18 protein-coding genes are annotated in these 20,170 nt (G+C 51.5%); 12 read left to right on the plus strand and 6 right to left on the minus strand.

Annotated features, from left to right (window positions below; translation table 11 throughout):
• Nucleotides 1–62 precede the first annotated feature (62 nt).
• Entirely contained in the window at nucleotides 63–1,262 is a 1,200-nt protein-coding gene (ychF, locus tag D6783_04150; protein RME52619.1) for a redox-regulated ATPase YchF, read from the minus strand.
• Between the two features lie 98 nt (nucleotides 1,263–1,360).
• Between ychF and D6783_04155 the strand changes: the two genes are divergently transcribed.
• The 3 genes from D6783_04155 (at nucleotide 1,361) to D6783_04165 (ending at nucleotide 4,364) form a co-directional block, all read left to right on the plus strand.
• Nucleotides 1,361–2,359, plus strand: coding sequence for a CBS domain-containing protein (locus D6783_04155; GenBank protein RME52620.1), 999 nt, complete (start codon nucleotides 1,361–1,363; stop codon nucleotides 2,357–2,359).
• A gap of 107 nt (nucleotides 2,360–2,466) precedes the next feature.
• On the plus strand, nucleotides 2,467–2,835 hold the full coding sequence (locus tag D6783_04160; GenBank protein RME52621.1) for a response regulator: 369 nt from the start codon (nucleotides 2,467–2,469) through the stop codon (nucleotides 2,833–2,835).
• Nucleotides 2,832–4,364: a sensor histidine kinase gene (locus D6783_04165; protein ID RME52622.1), complete on the plus strand. Its 1,533-nt coding sequence runs from the start codon at nucleotides 2,832–2,834 to the stop codon at nucleotides 4,362–4,364. Before D6783_04160 ends, D6783_04165 begins: the two co-directional genes overlap by 4 nt.
• Here D6783_04165 and D6783_04170 read toward each other — a convergent pair.
• A complete protein-coding gene (locus tag D6783_04170; protein RME52623.1) occupies nucleotides 4,348–4,551 on the minus strand; it encodes a hypothetical protein in 204 nt (67 codons plus the stop codon). The genes D6783_04165 and D6783_04170 overlap by 17 nt on opposite strands.
• Before the next feature lie 268 nt (nucleotides 4,552–4,819).
• Here D6783_04170 and D6783_04175 point away from each other — a divergent pair, with 268 nt between their 5' ends.
• Nucleotides 4,820–6,022, plus strand: coding sequence for a radical SAM protein (locus D6783_04175; GenBank protein ID RME52624.1), 1,203 nt, complete (start codon nucleotides 4,820–4,822; stop codon nucleotides 6,020–6,022).
• Nucleotides 6,023–6,081: 59 nt separating this feature from the next.
• On the opposite strand, the gene D6783_04180 is transcribed toward D6783_04175, so the two are convergent.
• A complete protein-coding gene (locus D6783_04180) occupies nucleotides 6,082–6,720 on the minus strand; it encodes a hypothetical protein (protein ID RME52625.1) in 639 nt (212 codons plus the stop codon).
• A gap of 152 nt (nucleotides 6,721–6,872) precedes the next feature.
• Between D6783_04180 and D6783_04185 the strand changes: the two genes are divergently transcribed.
• The 3 genes from D6783_04185 to D6783_04195 are packed head-to-tail and all read left to right on the plus strand — an operon-like array spanning nucleotide 6,873 to nucleotide 11,159.
• The gene (locus D6783_04185; protein RME52626.1) at nucleotides 6,873–8,153 is read left to right on the plus strand and encodes a replication factor C large subunit; all 1,281 of its coding nucleotides are present in this window, start codon (nucleotides 6,873–6,875) and stop codon (nucleotides 8,151–8,153) included.
• Nucleotides 8,154–8,187: 34 nt separating this feature from the next.
• Nucleotides 8,188–9,756 (plus strand): ATP-binding protein, encoded by a 1,569-nt coding sequence (locus D6783_04190; protein ID RME52627.1) that lies wholly within the window; start codon nucleotides 8,188–8,190, stop codon nucleotides 9,754–9,756.
• A gap of 59 nt (nucleotides 9,757–9,815) precedes the next feature.
• Entirely contained in the window at nucleotides 9,816–11,159 is a 1,344-nt protein-coding gene (locus D6783_04195; protein RME52628.1) for a DNA repair exonuclease, read from the plus strand.
• A gap of 80 nt (nucleotides 11,160–11,239) precedes the next feature.
• Here D6783_04195 and D6783_04200 read toward each other — a convergent pair whose 3' ends face one another.
• Nucleotides 11,240–12,955 carry a PGF-pre-PGF domain-containing protein gene (locus D6783_04200; protein ID RME52629.1) on the minus strand — a complete coding sequence of 572 codons (1,716 nt, stop codon included), beginning with the start codon at nucleotides 12,953–12,955 and terminating at the stop codon, nucleotides 11,240–11,242.
• A 267-nt stretch (nucleotides 12,956–13,222) separates the two neighbouring features.
• Here D6783_04200 and D6783_04205 point away from each other — a divergent pair, with 267 nt between their 5' ends.
• A complete protein-coding gene (locus D6783_04205) occupies nucleotides 13,223–13,852 on the plus strand; it encodes a hypothetical protein (protein ID RME52630.1) in 630 nt (209 codons plus the stop codon).
• A 118-nt stretch (nucleotides 13,853–13,970) separates the two neighbouring features.
• On the opposite strand, the gene D6783_04210 is transcribed toward D6783_04205, so the two are convergent.
• Together D6783_04210 and D6783_04215 are read right to left on the minus strand one after the other, a co-directional pair.
• Nucleotides 13,971–14,513: a hypothetical protein gene (locus D6783_04210; GenBank protein RME52631.1), complete on the minus strand. Its 543-nt coding sequence runs from the start codon at nucleotides 14,511–14,513 to the stop codon at nucleotides 13,971–13,973.
• 77 nt (nucleotides 14,514–14,590) lie between these two features.
• The gene (locus D6783_04215) at nucleotides 14,591–14,845 is read right to left on the minus strand and encodes a hypothetical protein (GenBank protein RME52632.1); all 255 of its coding nucleotides are present in this window, start codon (nucleotides 14,843–14,845) and stop codon (nucleotides 14,591–14,593) included.
• A 382-nt stretch (nucleotides 14,846–15,227) separates the two neighbouring features.
• Between D6783_04215 and D6783_04220 the strand changes: the two genes are divergently transcribed.
• The 4 genes from D6783_04220 to D6783_04235 form a co-directional block, all read left to right on the plus strand.
• Complete coding sequence (locus tag D6783_04220; GenBank protein ID RME52633.1) at nucleotides 15,228–16,043, plus strand: hypothetical protein; 816 nt, start codon at nucleotides 15,228–15,230, stop codon at nucleotides 16,041–16,043.
• Between the two features lie 281 nt (nucleotides 16,044–16,324).
• Nucleotides 16,325–18,733, plus strand: coding sequence for a valine--tRNA ligase (locus D6783_04225; protein ID RME52634.1), 2,409 nt, complete (start codon nucleotides 16,325–16,327; stop codon nucleotides 18,731–18,733).
• Between the two features lie 215 nt (nucleotides 18,734–18,948).
• On the plus strand, nucleotides 18,949–19,713 hold the full coding sequence (locus tag D6783_04230) for a hypothetical protein (protein RME52635.1): 765 nt from the start codon (nucleotides 18,949–18,951) through the stop codon (nucleotides 19,711–19,713).
• 57 nt (nucleotides 19,714–19,770) lie between these two features.
• A partial coding sequence (locus D6783_04235; GenBank protein ID RME52636.1) for a hypothetical protein occupies nucleotides 19,771–20,170 on the plus strand: 400 nt, incomplete at its 3' end.

Below are 20,170 nucleotides of genomic sequence, written 5' to 3' on the forward strand. Positions count from 1 at the left end.
ACACACTCCACAACATACTCGCTTTCACAACGTCCCACAACAACAAAACCTCTCAAACAACCCTACTTCCTCGCCATAATCTCAATAATGTCGCCGTTCTCAAGCACATGATCTTTCCCCACAGGAAGCTTCGTCCTCACATTAATCGCCTTAATAAAATTATTCCCGAAATCGGAATGCAACCGGTAAGCAAAATCAAGCGCCGTCGCTCCTTCCTCCATCAAAAAACAATCAGGAAGCACCCTGCCTTCGCTATCCTCAAGCTTTCCCACCCCGCCAGGAAACACTGCCTTTCTCTTCAATAAAGTAAAAACTGCTTGGTTAAGCACGTCCTGCACCCCTGTCGAACCAAGAACGCCAAGCACCTTCTCGCGAATGAACGCCAAAGCAGACCTTTGCCGATCTGAAAGCCCCGCCTCATTCTTCACAACAAACTCCCGCTCCCCCGGAATGTACTCAATCAACCCTTGCTTAGCCGCCTCGCGCAGCGCCAACTCAGACTCTGCAGAACAAGGAATAATCAACACATCCGGAAAAGCAGCCCTCAGCCGTTCTACTTGCTCCAACGCCCCGGGCATGTCTGCCTTGTTCGCTGCAATGAGCATAGGCTTTGTTTTTCGCCGTAAAAACTTGGCCAAACCAAACAAGGCCTCCTCCGTCCACTCAAGCGGAGGAACCGTCAACAAAGCCGCTGTTTCAAGCGCCTCCTTCACTAACTCTTCGTCAACACCAACGCCGGACAACTGCTTTGCAAGCGCCTTGACAATATCCCCACGCGTTTGCTGAACACTCCTCGCAAACTTTTCCCACCCCTTCTTCAAAATGCTCAAGAACCAAAAATCCAATTCTCGATCCAAGAACCGCACATCCTCAAGAGGATCATAACCCCCAACACCCACGAACTCTCCTTTCTCGTTTGTAGAACCGGAGGCGTCAACAACGTGGACCAACGCATCAGCCTGGTTTAAATCATTCAAAAACTGCAAACCCATTCCCTCTCCCTGATGCGCCCCCGGAACGAGGCCTGCCACGTCAATTAAATCAACCGGAACAAAGCGAAACGGACCTGCAACAAAACCTGTTCGAGGATTGCTCACCTTCCCAAACGCCCGAGCAGGATCCTCCACCCTCACGAACCCAACCGCCCGATTAGGCTTGATCGTTGTGAAAGGATAATTCGCGATTTCAACCTCAGCAAGCGTTGCCGCCTTAAAAAACGTCGACTTTCCACAACTCGGCTTCCCAACAATACCGATGAGCATGCCTTCTCAGAAGACACTCCAAACTTTTAAATATTCCTTCCCCTCTTCAAGACCGAAAAAGACCAACCGCCCAAAAAATAACGCGAACAAAACAACCCATGAGCATCACCGCCTTTTTCAAACAATACCTCCTGCGCAAACAACAGCGAAAACTCTACCTTGCTCTTCAAGACATTCTTCAAACCAACCTGGGCAACCTCCTCTCCCAAGACCCGCAAGAAATCCTCCCGACAGCCCCGCTCAACATCGCCCTCAAACGCATGATTGAACGAGGAAATTCCTTTCTCCTTGTTCTCGACAAAAACAAGCCCCTCGGCATCCTGCGCGAGAAGGCCTTCCTTGAAGAACGCGCGTTCAACAAAAACTTTCTCAACCTCCCTGTCAAGTCCTGCATGGAGCCCGTACCGCCTATTCTAGCAAACGAGGCAACACTCCACGAAGCCATGGAAAGCGCGGTCCAACACCAACACACCGAAACGCTCGTCAGGCTCCCTAACAACAACCTCGGCGTCGTCTCCCTCCAAGCCATCGCAGAACGAATCGATAGACATTACAACGACCTTATCGAGAACATCGACATCCTCCCCAAAGTCAAAGACTTCACCTTTGCTCCCGCAATCTGGGTAGACTACGACACCCCGCTCCTCCAAGCAAGACGCCTCCTCCTGACCAGCCCCTCAGGAAGCCTCCTTGTCAGGCCACCCGACGACTTTATTCTCAAAGGCATTATTACCGAAAGAGACTTCATCTCCGAATTCTACAAGTATGGCGCAGAGTTCTCTCGCTTCCTCTGCAAAAACATCATGAACAGCCCCGTCGTCACCATCCGCCCCGAAACAGACATCTTCGAAGCCAACAGGGTCATGCTCAAGCAAGGATTTCGCCGGCTTCCCGTCACTGAGACCAACAGGTACCTCGGAATCATCACCCCTCTCCAACTCTTCGACTGCCTCATCAAAACCTACCACCAATTCACGAGGAAACAAATAACGAGCCAAGCGAGACCGCAAGGAAAACAAAAGCCAGGAAAGGAAGCAAAGAAAAACAAGGCACCCAGGAAGCCCTCTCGAGAAAAAACAAACGCTAAGAACTCTTAAAAGAAAAACGCTCAGCACTGGCAAAAGCTCCTTGCAACGCCACAAAACTTAAATACAACACCCATATTTGAAGCAACGAAAGCCTTGAGCACTCCGGGGGTGGTCACGTGAAACCAACTGTAGTCATCGTCGAAGACGATGCCAACATCGCACTTGCTGAGAAAATGATTCTTGAAGAGCACTACGACGTCCACGTCGCTCACGACGGAAAAGAAGGGCTCGGCCTTATCAAAACCCTCAAGCCAGACCTCGCCATCCTAGATGTCATGATGCCCGCCATGGACGGTTTCACCCTCTGCAAACACATAAAATCTGATGAAAACCTCAAGAAAACAAAGGTCGTCATGGTCACAGCAAAGAACCAAGAACGAGACGAAGCACAAGGGTTAGAACTCGGAGCCGACGACTACATCATGAAACCATTCGAAGATATTGAGCTTCTCCATGTCGTGCGCCAAGTCCTCAACCAAGCATGATTCTGCACGACCTCCTCACCACGTACCACCGCACCAACGCGTTTCTCGCAACCAATGCAGGACTCCTTTTCATCTCAACTATTGAAACTGTCTTGTTCTTCCTCATCACCTACATGCTCCTCAGTGAACTGCGGAGGACAGAGCAAAAAATATTCCTCAAACGCCTCATCCTCTCCTTCACAGCGTTTTTTCTAGGAGCGACCCTCCAAGCAGCAACCCTTGCCATACACGTCTTCGCTAACAATCCATCCTACTACGCCATGACTATTGGCATTATCAACACGCTCAAGCTAGCTGGCGTCGTCCTCATCACGAATGCTTTCATCAACCCCCAAACGGCGCGCACAATACTCAACAGAAAAACACTCGCCGAACTCACCTTCGTTTTTCTCGTCAGCGCCGTCCTCCACATACTCGCCGTTGCGACAGAACAACTCGCCCTCACCTCCAACACGCTCACCTTCTTTTTCGAAACCTTCACAGCAATCTTCGCGCTCCAAGCAGTCATCATCGTCGCACAAAGCAAACAGCACTACGGTAAATACGCGTTTTCAATCGCACTCGCATTTCTCTTGCTCTCCCTCAAGCCCTTGCTCATAATTATCAACGTCCTATTTTTCGAGTCGCAGGCACAAAGACTGCTCATCGTTGCACACCCCCTCCCCCTCCTAGCAACCCTTCTTCTCTTCCGAGTCGTTTATCTCAGACTGGTAGACAAAGCATCACTCCGTGAACGCCTCGCGAAAGCAACCACTCTGTACGAAAAAGAAAAAGAAATAGGAAAGCTCAAAGAAGAGTTCCTTGACCTTGTCAGCCACGAGTTCCGCACACCCCTCACCACCATAACCCTCTACACAAAGTTCTTGCAAAACCACACGACCAACGAAGGCAAGCGCTTCCTCTCGGTCCTTCAACAAGAAACCTCCAGGTTATCAGAACTTGTCAACGACCTCCTCGACATAAGAAAACTCGAACAAGGAAAGATGAAACTCAAGCCCAAACTGGTAGCAATCAAAGAACTCATCGCCGCAGCCGCCCCTCCCGCCCTTGCAGAATCCAAACAGCTCACCCTCTCAATCCGCGCACCAAAAACGCTGAAAGCCCACGTAGATCCCGACCTTTTCAAGCACCTCATCCAAAACCTCTACAGCAACGCGATAAAGTTCACGCCAGAAGGAGGAGCAATAACCATCTCTGCGAGGCGTTCTTCAACAAGAAAAAAAGCTTCTGCACCTGCGGCTTCCAAGAACAGCATAGAAATCAAAATCAAAGACACTGGCGTCGGGATCCCCAAGCAAGACCTCCCCCACCTCTTTGACAAGTTCTTCCAGTCAGGACATCACCTCACCAGAACACAGAAAGGCACAGGACTAGGCCTCGCCATTGTAAAAGAAATCGTGGACCTTCACCGAGGAACCATAACCGTAGCGTCAACCCCGGGCAAAGGGACAACATTCACTATAACCATCCCGCAACCAATACCAACAAAACACAAACAACCCCGAAAACGGGCTAAAGAACCGCGCTAATAACGCCCGATTCGCCATTCACAAAAAACAAACGCAACACCTTCCCCTCCCCTCCCCACTGCTTTGCAAGCAACGCCCTAATTTTTCGAAGCTGCCTCGCCGCTTTCACTTGCCGGGCAGAGCACTTCACCTCAAAAATATGCACTTCATCATCCTTAATACCAATAACGTCAATCTCCGCAAGCATCCTAGGACGCTTCCCTCGAGAAAACAGAGGACAATGCGTGTAGATTTCGCGATACTGACCTCTCAGCCTCTCAGCCAGCGCCACTACGTACGTGTCGTGTAGGTCTATACGCAATCACCACGAATCCGGGAGAGTGCTCCCTCGCCCCTGCGACGCCGCAAAAGAAGGCAAGGGGCACTAACTCAAAAAACCTTAAACAATCAACCCAACAAAACCAGTATAAAAACTTTATGGAAGCCTTTAAAACAAGAATCAGAATCCAAAAGCCATGTGCGCACAAAAACAACTCCGACCTCCGCAAACACCCCTCTCCTCAACGACGCAGGCGCCCTCCCTTGCAGCGACGTTCACGGAAACGATAACCACCGGGCCACTCCCCAAAGGATGCGTTCTCTGTGCCCAAGGCAGAAAAAGTGTTCTCTATGTCACCGGGCTCTGCCCGCGAGCCTGCTTCTACTGCCCCCTTTCTGAAGAGAAAAACAAAAAAGATATCACCGCCATCAACGAATGGGAAACAAAAAATACAGAAGATATCATCCAAGAAATAACGCTCTGCCAATCACGAGGCCTCGGCATCACCGGTGGAGATCCACTCATGCGCATTGAGCGCACAACTTCTCTCATTACCGCCTGCAAGCAAGCCTTCGGCCCCGACTTTCACATCCATCTCTACACCAGCCTCAACCTCTTCATACCCAAACTGCTCCAACCCCTCTTTGAAGCAGGGCTTGATGAAATCCGAATCCACCCCGACCTTGAAAGCACCACCCTCTGGGAGCGCATCCCCAACGGTTCTCGCTATTCCTGGACGTTCGGAATTGAAATACCCGCACTGCCCGGGAAAGAAGAAACAATCCGACGCCTCATCACATACGCCAAAGACCACGTGTCCTTTGTCAACCTCAACGAACTCGAAACCAGCGAAACGAACGCGCAAGCACTCGCCAAACAAGGACTCAGAAAACTCCCCGGAACCACCCACGCGATAGAAGGATCCAGAGCCACTGCCTTACGCATCATAGACTACTGCAAACAAGAAAAACTCACCCCTCCCCTCACCATCCACTTCTGCCCTTCCCGCTTCAAAGACGCCGTGCAAATGCGAAAACGTCTCCTGCTCAGGGCACAAAGCGTGAAACACCCGTTTGACACTATCACAGAGGACGGCATGCTCAAGCGAGGCGTTCTCTACCCTGACACGCTCGTCCCAGGAACCCGATACCGAGAACGCCTTGCCAAACACCGAAAAGAAGCCCTCGCACATCTTCACCGCATCAAAGCACGCATAACAGCCCAGCACCGCATCAACCCCGCAACGCTCATCATTGATGAAAACAAGCCGCGCATCATCTGCCCTGAAAAAACAGCAAAGCGGCTCGTCCCCGCGCTTCGCCACCTCGGCCTCGTCGCAGCCGTCGTAGAAGAATACCCGACCAAGGACGCCCTTGACGTAGAAATAACGTTTCTTTGAATCCCGACACGGCACGAAGAACAACAAAAAAATCAACAAAGCACGCGCCCAACAAACACCTACTTAGCCTTTCGTTGAAAAGAACGAATGCGCTTTTTTAGCGAAGGATCGGCATCTTTGAGAATGCGTGCAATGAGCTCTTGCTTGTACGCGTTGAACTCGTCACTCATGACCTTCACAACGCTCTGCTTCTTTTTCGAAGCAGAAGCTTGCTTTTTCAGATTCTCAACTTGGCCGCTTTGTTTCTCCTCTCCTGCTTTACCCCGCTTCTTCCCTGAAGCCCTCTTTTTTTTCGTCACGGACGATGCGCGCTTGCGCTTAGGCAAACGCTTCTTCTCAGCAGCAACCGCAGATTTCTTCGAAGACGGCTTAGGAAGAACGGAGGACACCCCTCCCCCCTCCTCTGTCAATGCATTAATCATGAAAATACGGTGGGCCAAGGCGCGCACAACATCTTCTTTTTGACGAAGCGGGGCGAGATCAGCGGCGAGCTCACTGTCACCAATAACCTGCTCGACCCACGGCGCGAAAAAGTTCCCCTCACTGTGAAACTGCTCGTTTACCTCTTCCTCGCTCATGCGCTCCAACAAGAACTTCAACTCCTCAATACTCGCCGCACGATCGTTACCCAGCCGATACTGCAACTCTTCTTGCTCAACCTTCCGTAAAAATCGCCGCATACCCTTACCTTCGCCCACGCCCCTATTTAAATCTTACGTCGAAGCAAAAAGCGTCTCACCTCCAAAACACCCTCCCCAAAACCTTCTTAAGCAAAGAACTCCTCCCTCAGCACCCATTCCAACAAAATCACCGAATTCACCACACATTACAAGAAAAAAACAGAATAACGATGAAGGGCGCGGAACACCAACGAGAACGCAAGGAAGCCAGGACCGGGCATGAAAAGGCATCCCTCGCGAAGGAACCTTGGATTTTCAAATACCAGCCAAGAACGACTAAGGACGTTATAGGTCAAGAGGAAGCGGTCAAGAAGGTTGAAACCTACATCCAAGCATACAAACCAGGAGGAAAAGCCCTTCTCCTAGCAGGCCCAACCGGGAGCGGCAAGACGGCAACCGTCCACGCCATCGCAACCGAACACTCAAGGGAAATTCTCGAAGTCAACGCGTCAGACACGCGCAACAAAGACCAACTGTTTACCATTGTCGGCCAAGCAAGCAAGTCCATGAGCATCTTCGGGACCGGAAAGATCATACTCATCGATGAAATCGATGGCCTGGCAGGAAACAAAGATAGAGGCGGGGCGCTAGCCGTTGCAGAACTCATCAAACAATCAAAACACCCCATTATTCTCACGACCAACGACCTTTCACCTCAAAAACTCAAGCCAATCCGCAAACAAACAACCACCGTCCTCTTCCCCCCTGTTGACACCAATACCATCACGGCTCACTTGGAGTACATCTGCCGACAAGAAAACATCACAGCCCCGAAAGAAGCCCTCAAAACACTCGCGAGACGCTCGAACGGGGACGTACGCTCAGCAGTCAACGACCTCCAAGTCCTCTGCGCTTCAGGAACGCTGGACACGAGCCTGCTCGACATCATCGCCCAACGCGACCGGACAGAAACCATGCTTCACGCCCTCCTACGCGTCTTCAAAACAACGCAGGCGAACGTCGCTCTCGGAGCATTCGACGAGGTGAACGAAGATCTCGACAAAATCTTCCTTTGGATGGATGAAAACCTCCCCAGAGAATACACCCGTCCTGAAGACATCGCAAAAGCATATCACGCACTTGCCCTTGCAGACCGCTTCTTTGGCCGCATCAAACGATGGCAACACTACCGCTTCTACGTCTATTGCTACATCCTCCTTTCAGCAGGCATCGCCCTCGCAAAGCAAGAACGCTACCAAGCCACCAACGCCTACCAAGAACCCAAACGCATCCTCAAACAATGGATGGCCAAGCAAAAAAACTTCAAAAAACAGGCTATCGCAAGCAAACTCGCCGACGCGACCCACACAAGCACGAAGCGCGCCCTCCAAGAAACGCTTCCTTACTTTCGCCTTACGTACCAGCACGCAACACACGCAGAGAAAAAACACCTCGCAGACAACCTTGACATCACCCCTGAAGAACAAGCGTGGCTCGAGCAACGCAATTGACTGCACAAACTGACTGCCCAGACTGCACGAAAACATGACAGGCAAAAAAAACAACACCCAAACCAAAGGCATCATAATCGGCGGAAAATTCGGAGAAATACTTGCACGACAAAAATCAACCACGACGCTAGAAATCGGGGAACTTCTCATCGCAGAAACACCGGAACAACGCATCCTCTTCCAAGTCTACGACCTCCTCTTCGGGTCGCAGCTCAGCCAACAAAACCTCGAACTCATCAGCGGCATGAACCTCGAAGAACACCAAGCAAGCATGGAATTCCTCGAACCACACGAACGAACCTACACCCTCGCCTTCATCAAAGCCCTCGCGACGCTGAAAGGAAGAACAATCCGAACCGCAAAAACCCTTCCTGCTTTCTTCTCCCACCTCCGCGATGTCCAAGAAGAAGACCTCGTCTTCACCACCCCCCCAAACCCCCTCTTCGTCGGCAACCTCCGATCAGGATCCAAACAACTCGACATACCCATCAACCTCCCAGGGAGAGAAACACTCACCCACCATATTCTCATACCCGCAACGACAGGAAGAGGCAAGAGCAACCTCATGAAAGTCATACTCTGGAACTTGGCGAGCGAAAACTACGCAGGAGTTCTTGTCTTGGACCCTCACGACGAATACTACCGAGGATCCCACGCCCTCAGCAACCACCCCAACAAGAACAAAATCGCCCACTACTCCCCAAACCCGTCCCCCGGCCAACCAACGCTCACGATCCACACGTCACTCATCCGCCCCGAACACTTCGACGGAGCACTCTCCTGGAGCACCGCCCAAAAAGAATGCATTACAGCATACTACAAAAAATTCAAAGAACACTGGATCGAGGCCATCATCAAAGCAGAAGAACTCGATCAACAAGTTGTTTTTCGAGAAGAAACCGCCGCTGTTGTCAGGAGAAGACTTATCAACACGCTCGGCATCACCTACAAAAACAACACGCCAACAACCTCAGCAAGCCCTTTCAGCTTCCATTCAGGAACAACCACCATACGCGACGTCCTCTCCCGTATTGAAGAAGGATCCATCGTTGTCATCGACACAAGCAGCTTCAGCGGCGCACAAGAAATACTCATCGGCAGCATGTTCGCTTCCGCCCTATTTGCGTCATACAAGCGCCACAAAGCGAGAGGAGCTCTAGAAGAAAAGCCTGTTGCAGTAATAGTCTTGGAAGAAGCCCCCCGCGTCCTCGGCAAAGAAGTCCTCGAACAAGGACCAAACATATTCAGCACCATTGCAAGAGAAGGGCGAAAGTTCAACCTCGGTATTGTCGCAATCACCCAACTCCCCTCCCTCATTCCCCGCCAAATTCTTGCAAACATGAACACGAAAATCATCTTAGGAACGGAAATGAAGCCAGAACGCCAAGCTATCATTGAGAGCGCAGCCCAAGACCTCAGCAAGGACGACAGGGCCATCGCCTCTCTTGACAAAGGAGAAGCAATAATAACCAGCAACTTCACCAAATTCGCCATTCCAGTTGCCATACCCTACTTTCCACACTACGCGGCATCAACAACGCAACAACACGCCCCTGCTAAGAGTGTCAAGAAAGCATTTGCAGGAATCAAGACTCAACAATAAACAACAAGGAGCACCGAACCACAAGAAAAAAAGGCAAAAAATGAAGAAAAAAGCACTACGTGCATAACGAAAAACCGCTTTCGAAACAAAAGAGCGGTGATCAACGAAAAACCATCAAAGAGGCACCAAGCCCCATGACAGAACCCCTCGTTTTCGCCCACCTCGCAGACCTTCATATTGGCGCTTGGCGAGAGCAAAAATTCAACACCCTCACGATTGACGCATTCAACAAAGCAATCGATTTCTGCCTCGCAAGACACGTCGCCTTCATCCTCTTCTCCGGCGACCTCTTCAACACAGCACTCCCTAACATTGACCACCTCAAACAAGTCATAATCAAACTCAAAGAATGCAAAGCACAAAACGTTCCGGTCTACTGCATTCCAGGAAGCCACGACTTCAGCCCAAGCGGCAAAACCATGCTTGACATACTCGACGAAGCAGAACTCCTCACCAACGTCGTCAAAGGAAGCGTGCAAGACGGCAAGCTCAAACTCTCATTTACCATCGACAAAAAAACCGGCGTGAAAATAACAGGGATGATAGGCAAACGCGGCGCGTTGGAAAAGCATTACTACGAAGACCTCGACCGCGCAGCTCTTGAAGAAGAACCCGGCAAGAAAATCTTCATGTTCCACTCAGCAATCACCGAACTAAAACCAGCGGAGCTTGCTCAAATGGACTCAGCGCCCATCTCCTTCCTTCCCAAAGGCTTCGACTACTACGCAGGAGGGCACGTTCACATCGTCAAAGACACCACTCTTCCCGGGTATCGCAATGTCGTCTACCCCGGCCCCCTCTTCCCCGCAACCTTCAGAGAGTTGGAAACGCTCAAGCAAGGAAGCTTCTGCATCGTCGAAGACTGGAAGCTACACCGCATCCCTCACAAAATCAAAAACGTTACGGCATTAACTATCGACGCAGAAGGCAAAGACCCCGCCGGCGTCGAGCAAGACATACGAGAACGCCTCTCCACCATAGATCCGACCGACGCAATCATCCTTCTCAGGATCGAAGGAACCCTCCACTCGGGAAGCCCAGCAGACATACCCTTCTCAAACATCATTCACGAACTCATTCAAAAAGGCGCGTACCATGTAGCGAAGAACACGGTCAAGCTCACCAGCAAAGCATTCGAAGCCATCACCGTCACGAGCAAATCAGCTGGAGAAGTTGAAGAACAAGTCCTGACAGAGCATAAAGGATCGTTTGGAAACCTCTCCACGGTAGGGCTCACCAAGGAAGACGAAATCTCCCTTGCAAAATCGCTTCTCCACGCGCTCAGTGAAGACCAGCATGAAGGAGAAAAAAAGTACGAATATGAAGACAGAGTAAAAACGACGGCTCAAGAACTCATCAAGCAAACGCTCCGAAAACCTCAACAAAGCAGAAAACCATCCTAATTAACTAACGCTCGGCGTCACGCCCGAGCGGTCTTCAGCAAACACGCAACTCGCTCACGCGACATGCCTGCACCCCTCCTTCACAACAAGTAACGGTCAATCAAGTGCTCGACCTCGTGCTCGTTCCACCCGGCAGAAACGAGCTTTTCCCGAATCACGTCCCTGGAAAGCCCTCGTGCAGCGGCCTTCGCAATGAACTCTTCCATCTGCTCCATCCTCTCCTCGTACTCGCTCTTGCCGATGTCAAACTCGCCTGACGTGTCAAAGCCGTGCCTGAGCTTCACCATGTCCGAGAAGAAAAAATACGCTCCGGCCAGCAAGGAACCAACAACGACGAACGCAAGCACAAGCAAAGGAACACTCAAGCCTACCTGCTGCTCCCCTGCTCCTCTACGCCCATCGATCTCTTCCTGCGCAACGACACGTCCCGTCACGCCACCTAAACTCGTCTCCGCTTCCGTCTCGCTCCCCCCCTCTGCTAGCACTGAAGCAGATTCGTTTGCGTGCTCTTCCTCCTCAGACGCGTTTTGCACTCCGCGAGGAGCTTCATCAACGAGACCTTCATCAACAGCTCCGCCCACCCCTCTTTCAGACAAGCTTTCGTCTTCTTTCTTCAAGGCACCGAGAGCAAACCACCCCGCATCACTAAGAAATGCGCGCGCATACACAAAATGCCTATCCTCACGATCCTGAACCACCCCTTCCTTCTTCCAACCCTCATCCGAATAGCGGTACACCACCCACGTTGTTTCGCTCAAGTCGTTTTCCCTCGCCCATTTCTTAGGAGCTCGAAAAGCAACCACTTTGGAAGCGTCCTCAAGACTCTTGCCACTGATTCGCCAAAACTCAAGAACGTCAAAAGAAGGAGTCTTCATCCCAGCGGGCTTCTTCTTTGTTGTCTGCACGTACAGCTTCACACCACTGGCGGCTTCGCGAAACGTTAACACCACTTCACGAATTGCTGTCAAGGAGTCTTCGACCACTATTGAAACACGCTCGCCCTCGCCAACGCGCCCCCACCCATGCTCAACAGAAACAAGAGCATCGCTGTCAAGAAAAGAAATCTGGGCGTTCATTTCTAACGTTTCTTGGGAAATAGCGTTCCTGGTTTGGAATGTGAAGGGCGAACTCACGGAACACTGCCCGTTCACGTCGCACGCCTCCACGCGGAACCAATACAAAGAACGAGGATCCAACCCGTCAACTTCCAATTCCGCCTCGGTCGAGAAGCCATCTGAACTCACCGATCGTTCCATGGCATCAGCCGCCTCCTCCCGCTTACTGAGCAGAAGGGTGAAACGGGAAGGCTCGTCAACTTCAACCCTAATACGTGCAGTAACGCCTTCGACACGCAGTAACTGGGGTGAAGACCGAGAAAACCTTGGCGGTTTGGCGTCCTCAATCTTGAACGAAGCCGAAGCGCCTACGCTATCACAAAGAACACGAGCAGCGTACTCGCCGTTCTTCAAAGGCGCAACAAGCCACTCCACCTCGAACCCGTCACCGCCTCTCTTCCAATCCTCTTCCCCGACGGCCATGTGCTCAACCACGCCGCCTTCCTTGCTCTCTTCAACAAACAACTCGCACGAAGCCTTCTCGCTTGCAAAGGCAACCACCATGACTTCCTCTGCCTGAAGAACATCCCCGTCGTCAGGAGAAGAAATTCCGACCTCTAACGCGTAACTGAAAGGAACGAGGAGAACAAAAAAAGAAACGAGCAACGCCGTAACGAACAACAAAAACCCAGCGCGACGGTTGCCTTGAACGGCATCAGCTCCTTCTTCTGCCAGCGACATCAATAACCCTCCCCTGCACAAGAATCACGTGCTCATCTAACCACTTTCGACCTTCAATCAGTTCAGTCTCCTTTCGTTCAGATAACTTCGCTTTGTTATTTAAACATTTCGAGCCCCCGGCCCCTCCTCCCCCGAGCAACACGCTTCACGTTTCCGTGCTCAACGTAAAACCTGGCAAAAAAACAAACGGGGCGCTCACCACTCACGGGCAAGCACCAAGCAACTACAAAGAAAGATTTAAAAAAGAAAAAATAGCAAACGACTACCGTGACCCTCACTCCTCCTGGCAAGCTCAGCAGGCTACCAAAAAAGATCGATAACGTCACTAACTCCCCGCAACCCTCCTTTTCTAGATTAGCCGCCCTTTTCGTTCTCCTGGTCCTGCTGGTCGCGATAACGGCTGCTTCTTTTGCGGCAGCCCAAACGCTCCAAGACCTGCAAAAGCTCAGAGAACGCTCAGAACGCCCCGAAGACACCCAGCAAGCAATAAGGAATGAGCAAGCAAAACCGTCTCAAGAGCACGACGAGACTCTGCAAGCACCTGAAAGCACCACGCCCACGACAGACGTGTTAAGTCGAATAATCGACCTTCTCATCGTCTTGCTAGCTGTCGCCGCTGTCGTGTGGGCGTGGCTCTACTACGAGCGCTTACGAAAGGGAAAAACAGCGCAGAAACAGAAGGCCAAAGAAGCAGAGCGAGCAGAACTTGCCGAGCAATACAGCGTAGCAGAGGAGATCATACCCTTCGCGGCCAAGCTCCGAAAGCAAGGGTACACTGACAAAGAAATCCTTGCTATTTTAGTAAATCAAGGGTGGCGCAAAAACGTTGTGCGAGACGTTCTCGCCCACCTTGACGAAGAACAAGGCACGCAGCCCCCTCCACCTGGACCAACCTAAACAAAAACCCCTTGCCAAGACGAATCTTGCTCTAGCCCTTCAGCACGCCACAGCACGTTCTCCAGCACACACTCCCCGCTATCAAGAGAAGCGTTGAGCACTGCTCTGCGCCTTGCCTTCAAAGCTGCTTCACCGCAGCAGTTACTTGCTCAAGCCTTTTCTTATTCCTGCGCATCATGGCATTTGCCACAGCGACGAACCGCTCCAACAAGCCATGCTCAACCCAGACCTGCTCCCTATCCGCAATAGGAACGGCCAACTCTTCAGGGCCAATCATTTCAATCATCAACCGCTCCTCTTTCAAAGAAAAAATGCCGCAACGCTTAAACCCCAACGGCCTGACCACGTCAATGAACCGCTGCGCATCCTCGATCGTCCTAGCGCAGAGGTGCAGAATTGCAGGCTGAAACCGCAACCAAAGCAACCCCTCTGAAGACGCCTCAGCAACGCACCGCTTCACGTCCTCGGGATCGACTTCGTCGTGGCAACGCAAAAGAAACCTTGCCTCGTGCTTCTTCCCACTTTCTGGAACGTCCAACAGCACAATCCTCCCCGAGCAACTGCTTGTTGTGTAGAATGAGGCGTGCTTATTCAGCACAGCTAAACATTCGCGAATTGGCTCGTCAACAGACCCCTTGTCGCTCCTGTCAAATTCACACATCCGCCTCAGCGCAACCGCTTTTTCTTCAGCAAAACCCACAACGACTCCCCCTCCCGCAAATCATCACGGCCTTGCGCTTACGATCTCTTGCGCCTTCCCCGCCGGGTTTCCAGTTCACGGCGAAAATAGTGCGCTTTCACGAAGGACTGCTCTTTGTAGAGAACGACTGCAATGATGAGGAGCACGAGCACAATCATGAAAACCGCGCTCAACCCTACGTAACGCCCAATAATGAGGACTTCAATGATGGTGAGGATGAAGAAGAGGAGAAGAAAGGCTAAGAATGAAAATACCAACAACCATGTCGCCTGAAAAATAATCCGTGAATTCATACCTGCCTCTTGTGACCTCCCCGTCAACCTAGCACTTTGCTTTAAACAACCCCTTGTTCGCCTTAGCAGTGCACAACATCAGCACAGGAGCCCAACAAACGCCTCCTTGCTCGATTCATCCTTCTCGAGTTATTTGACCTATTTAAGTGTTTTGTGCCTCGCCAACCTGCAAAAATAAAAGAAAAAAGAAAAGAGAAAAAAGAAAAGAAGCGGCCAAACACGCGAAAATTTATAAATTCAAAGCGCTTACTTAAATGTACTTAAAAACGTACTTAAAAACGACACCAGCAAAATTTGAAGAGGGGAATGAATGGGGGAATGAATGCGAGGAGGCGTTTTTCCTTCGCAAGCACTTTTTTTGTAAACGTGTTCGGAGTCCGTTTTGCTCGAAGCAATACTCCTCCAAACCTTCCCTAACCTTGTTACTCCCCCAACAAGCGATTACGACTGCACGAGCAAAACAACAAGCCCCCTTCCTTTGCTGGCAGCGAGGAAAAGGAACATCGCGCCGAAAAAGAACAAGCAGGAGAGGGTGCGAACACCCCACAAGCGCGGGAAAGCGAGCAACGCGCAGAAAACTCTCCCGAAACAGCCTGTTTTCTCTTTTTCATTTCTCACCATAAAAGAGTTCCTGTCCCGCCTTTCCACAAAGGCAGCACAAGCAGGGCAGCACCTCACAGGCGCGAAGGAGTCTTTGCAAACACGAAAGCACGACTACTCGAAAAACGCCCTCCAAAAGCTTTCTCGCGCCACAACAACCCTGCACACCGACCTTTCAGCCATCACGTGGAAGCCAGGCCCTCCAACAACAGACTTACAAATACTCTTTAATGCAGGTGTGCTCGGCAGCAAAATCAACCTCCGACTCCTCAAAGGCCCTGCAAAGTATACTGCCATTCTTCCTGCCAAACGCGCTCAACTCCTCCTTACAGCACTACCTCGGAAAAGAGTCGTGAGCATCATTGAACGCCTCAGCGAAATTCGCATCCGCCTCGCCAAGAAGACGTACGACACCCCCGGCGTTCTCGCCGTGATAGGCAATGCCTTGGCGCAGCGAGGCGTCAACGTAGAGCTCATCATCAGCAACCACCCCGACGTTTCGTTTTTTATACGAGAAGAAGCCCTCCCGCTAGCACGGGCCATTCTCTCTACACTGCTCAAGCAAGACATCGCTCAAGCAAAGCAGAAACCTCGATAATGGCATAGTAACGCCACCCACTTCTGTGCCGTGACGCCGCCCCCCTAAGCAACCCCCCTCAGCGCGCAGGGCAGATGATGGCAGGAAGATTGCAACCTACACGGGGACGACCGCGCCTAGCGCCCAGCCAGAACATATAAAAACCAAAGACGAGTTTCTCTTCCTCAAAAAACCTCTCCACAGGGGAAGTTTTTTTTTTAGGAGGGTGTTTGCAGAGAGGGCTTTTGCAGAGTCCAACGCGGGCTTGCAGCGAGTAAGCCTTTTGAGGATTCGAAGTAAAAATGAGTGTTGAACAACGGAACAAGGATACAGCGTTCCCCCCGCAATACGACGCGCACGAAGCAGAGGAACGCTGGCAGAAGCACTGGCAAGAAACAGGCATTTACACCTTCAAAGAAGACCCGGCAAAGCCGGTCTTCAGCGTTGACACGCCACCGCCGACTATGAGCGGCGATATGCACCTCGGCCACGCCCTCAGCTACGCACAGCAAGACTGCTTCGTTCGCTACCAACGCATGCGCGGCAAAAACGTCCTCTACCCGTGGGGGACTGATGACAACGGCCTTCCCACCGAACGCCTTGTGGAAAAGAAGAAAAACATCAAGGCAACCAGCATGGCCCGCGACGCGTTTCGCAAGCTCTGTCTCGAATTTGTCAAGGAGCAACAACCCCTCTTCACCCAAGACTGGATTCGCCTCGGGATGAGCTGTGACTTCGCAAAACCCTACAGCACCATCGACACTGACGCTCAGAGAACCGCACAAAAATCCTTCATCGACCTCTACAAAAAAGGCCTCGTCTACCGAGCAGAAACGCCCGTTTCGTGGTGCCCGCACTGCAAAACAGCCATAGCCCAAGCAGAGTTCGAAAATGTGGAACTCAAGAGCTCCTTTAATGATATAGTATTCACCGCTGAGGATGGCGAAGAACTCGTTATAGCAACGACGCGTCCAGAACTCCTTCCCGCCTGCGTGGCTGTCTTCGCGCACCCCGAAGACAAGCGCTACCAACACCTTGCAGGGAAACGCGTCACCGTCCCCCTTTTCAACTACTCAGTCCCTGTCCTTTTCGACGAGTCCGTTGAAAAAGACAAAGGAACGGGGTTGATGATGGTCTGCACGTTCGGCGACAAAGAAGACATCGACAAGTGGCACCGCTACGGCCTCGACCTTCGCATCGTCTTCACCAAAGAAGGCAAACTCAACAACCTCGCAGGGAGGTACGAAGGTCTCACCATCCAAGAAACCCGCACGAAGATTCTCGAAGACCTCCGCAAAGAAGGGCGTTTGCGCAAGCAGGAAACGATTGTGCACGCGGTGAACGTCCACGAGCGGTGCGGAACCGAGGTCGAATACCTCAAAACGCCGCAATGGTTCATTAAAATCCTCGACCGAAAAGACGACCTCCTCAAGGCAGCCGACGAAATTACGTGGTACCCTGCTCACATGAAGGCTCGATACGTTCACTGGGTGAAAAACCTTAACTGGGATTGGTGCATCTCACGCCAGCGCTCCTACGGGGTTCCGTTCCCCGTCTGGTACGGGAAAGACGGCGAGGTCGTCATCCCCCGCGAAGAAGATCTGCCTGTTGACCCGCTCACCACGCCGCCGCCCAGGGAGGGCCTCACGCCTGAAGAAGACGTCATGGATACGTGGAACACGAGCAGCTGCACTCCCCAACTCGTTCTTGGCTGGGCCGAACGGGATGCTGCTGCAAGCAGGATGCACTTGTATCCCATGAGTGTTCGCCCCCAAGCCCACGACATCATCAGAACATGGGCGTTTTACACCATCGTCAAAGGGCTCTATCACCAGGGCAAGCCGCCGTGGAAGGATATTGTTATCTCCGGCCACGTCCTTGACCCGAAGGGGCGCAAAATGAGCAAGAGCAAAGGCAATGTCATCAAGCCTCAGGACGTTATGCAGCGCTTTTGTGCCGACGCGCTACGCTGGTGGGCGGCAGGAGTCAAACTCGGCGACGACCTTCCCTACATGGAAAAAGACCTTGTCTCCGGGCAAAAGCTTATACGAAAGCTTTGGAACGCAAGCAAATTCGTCCTCTCCCACCTCAACGACTTTGACGGTGCTCGTCCCGCAGCGCTCGAAGCAATGGACGCGTGGGTCATTGCAAACCTCAACGACGTCATAGCGGAAGCAACGAAGTATTTTGATCAGTACGAGTTTAGCAAGTGCAGGCTCGAGGTTGAAAAGTTCTTTTGGCAAACGTTCTGTGACAATTACTTGGAACTTTGCAAGGATCGCATCTACAACCCTGACGTTCGAGGAAAGGAAGCAAGAACCTCCGCCCAATACACGCTTTCGACAGTGCTAAAAGCCGTGCTCAAGCTCCTTGCGCCCATCATGCCCCACGTCACTGAAGAAATCTACAGCCTTCGCTTTGCACGAGAGGAAGGCGTTGAAAGCATTCATGTTTCCTCCTGGCCTGACAAGATCTCGCTCTCGGATGCGAAACAAGCGAAGGAGGCGGGCGATGCCGCGGCTCGCATCATTGCACACGTTCGCAAGTTCAAAGCTGAGCGCCGCATCAGTCTGGGAAAACCGGTGGCGAAGCTCATCATAACAACCCCGATTGACCTTTCCCGCGTCATCGACGATGTCAAAGGGGTTACGAAGGCGACAGCAATCGAGCTTCATACGGGGGACGCACTCGCGTGTGTTGTAGAAGAGTGAAGGCGTACCCGGCGCTCCTCCCTCACCCTTGGACGCAGTTTTTGATGAGCCGCGTGCTTGAAACGCTGGAGGGTGTTTCAAGAAGGAGAAGAAGGGAGGTGTCGCTTCTGAGATCGGCTCTTGACAGGCTTTCTAGGATTTTGGCGAACCCCCCACCAACCAAAAAACTTATAAATAGAAAACAATTTTTTAACTACTAAATAGAAGTAACTAAAATGGTTTGCTTGGAAAGCAACCGAAGTATTTTGAAAAAAAGGAGCACCACCGTGGGAGACGTCGTCCCTTTTCCAAACCCGCCAAGACAAAAGAAAACAGGCAAGCACACGCCGGCGAAGCCACCAGGCAACCTAGCGGACGTCATCGATTTCGCACGCTGGCAAGAAGAACAAGACGCGCTTGTCCAAATAGAAGGAACGCTCGAGGCCCATTGCGCTGACAAAGCATACATCACCAACGAACCAGATATCACCGCCTACCGAGAGGTCACAGGCACGGTAGGCAACACAAAAACAACCTACTTTCTGCCGCGACACGTTTTTTACACCCTGGCAGCAATTGACACCATCTTAGAACAATCAATGGGGACACGCGGCATTTTCGAAGACGAGAGCAAGGGACGCTTCACGACAGCAGCAACCTACCTCCTCAATACAGGAAAACTAGCAGACGTGGTGTGGGGCAGCTACGGAGAGCAGCAACTCGAAGAAGGAACCGTTGTCATACAAGATCTTTACCCACGATGCGCAGATACCTACCTCAAGCTCCCCTTGGTACGCATCTTACTAGACAGGATGCACCATCAGAAAAAGAAAGCAGGGGAATGCAACAACCCAGACCAACCCGAAATATACGTCGCATCAGACCTAGACATCCCATCCCACCAACTCTTCCGCGCCTCCCAAGCACTCGCACAAGCAAGGGAAGGAGACGAGTACGACCTCAACCACTTCATAACGGAGGGTAATGACCTGCCATACTAACAAAACATATAAAAACAATAACGCCAAGAAGAAAACCCACAACGGAGGGAGAGACCCATGAAAAGAGATATCGCGCGAATTATTGCAGAATACGAACAACACGACAAATACTCCATCGACGACTCTGTTATTGATGATGAAGGGCACGATAATGACGGCGCGCCACAAGTGTACGGAACAATAAATGGAGTTCTGCTGGAGATTAATATGTCGCCTGATGCTCGCGACGAGCTCTATCTCGCCGAAGCCGCGGCAAGGTCAGAAGATCCTTATATGCGTTTCTGGGACAGACGACATGATCCAACTAATGGTTCGGATGGAACGGGTTCGGATGGAACAGGAACCATCCGCGTTGTCCTCACAAGGCAAGGAGTTGACTATCTCTTACATAACATGAACATGACGCCAACAGATGAAGGAATAGTGCGTGTAGAACCTACAAATCCATTCTTCACAC

Source organism: Candidatus Woesearchaeota archaeon (assembly GCA_003694805.1).
Classification (GTDB): Archaea; Nanobdellota; Nanobdellia; order Woesearchaeales; family J110; genus J110.

What these genes read in the sequence shown, in the direction of transcription:
- D6783_04225 (RME52634.1), top strand. Translation starts at nt 16,325, where the DNA reads ATGAGTGTTGAACAACGGAACAAGGATACAGCGTTCCCCCCGCAATAC.
- ychF (RME52619.1), bottom strand. Translation starts at nt 1,262, where the DNA reads ATGCTCATCGGTATTGTTGGGAAGCCGAGTTGTGGAAAGTCGACGTTT.
- D6783_04230 (RME52635.1), top strand. Translation starts at nt 18,949, where the DNA reads ATGGTTTGCTTGGAAAGCAACCGAAGTATTTTGAAAAAAAGGAGCACC.
- D6783_04215 (RME52632.1), bottom strand. Translation starts at nt 14,845, where the DNA reads ATGAATTCACGGATTATTTTTCAGGCGACATGGTTGTTGGTATTTTCA.
- D6783_04165 (RME52622.1), top strand. Translation starts at nt 2,832, where the DNA reads ATGATTCTGCACGACCTCCTCACCACGTACCACCGCACCAACGCGTTT.
- D6783_04190 (RME52627.1), top strand. Translation starts at nt 8,188, where the DNA reads ATGACAGGCAAAAAAAACAACACCCAAACCAAAGGCATCATAATCGGC.
- D6783_04170 (RME52623.1), bottom strand. Translation starts at nt 4,551, where the DNA reads ATGCTTGCGGAGATTGACGTTATTGGTATTAAGGATGATGAAGTGCAT.
- D6783_04210 (RME52631.1), bottom strand. Translation starts at nt 14,513, where the DNA reads ATGTGTGAATTTGACAGGAGCGACAAGGGGTCTGTTGACGAGCCAATT.
- D6783_04155 (RME52620.1), top strand. Translation starts at nt 1,361, where the DNA reads ATGAGCATCACCGCCTTTTTCAAACAATACCTCCTGCGCAAACAACAG.
- D6783_04200 (RME52629.1), bottom strand. Translation starts at nt 12,955, where the DNA reads ATGTCGCTGGCAGAAGAAGGAGCTGATGCCGTTCAAGGCAACCGTCGC.
- D6783_04175 (RME52624.1), top strand. Translation starts at nt 4,820, where the DNA reads ATGTGCGCACAAAAACAACTCCGACCTCCGCAAACACCCCTCTCCTCA.
- D6783_04185 (RME52626.1), top strand. Translation starts at nt 6,873, where the DNA reads ATGAAGGGCGCGGAACACCAACGAGAACGCAAGGAAGCCAGGACCGGG.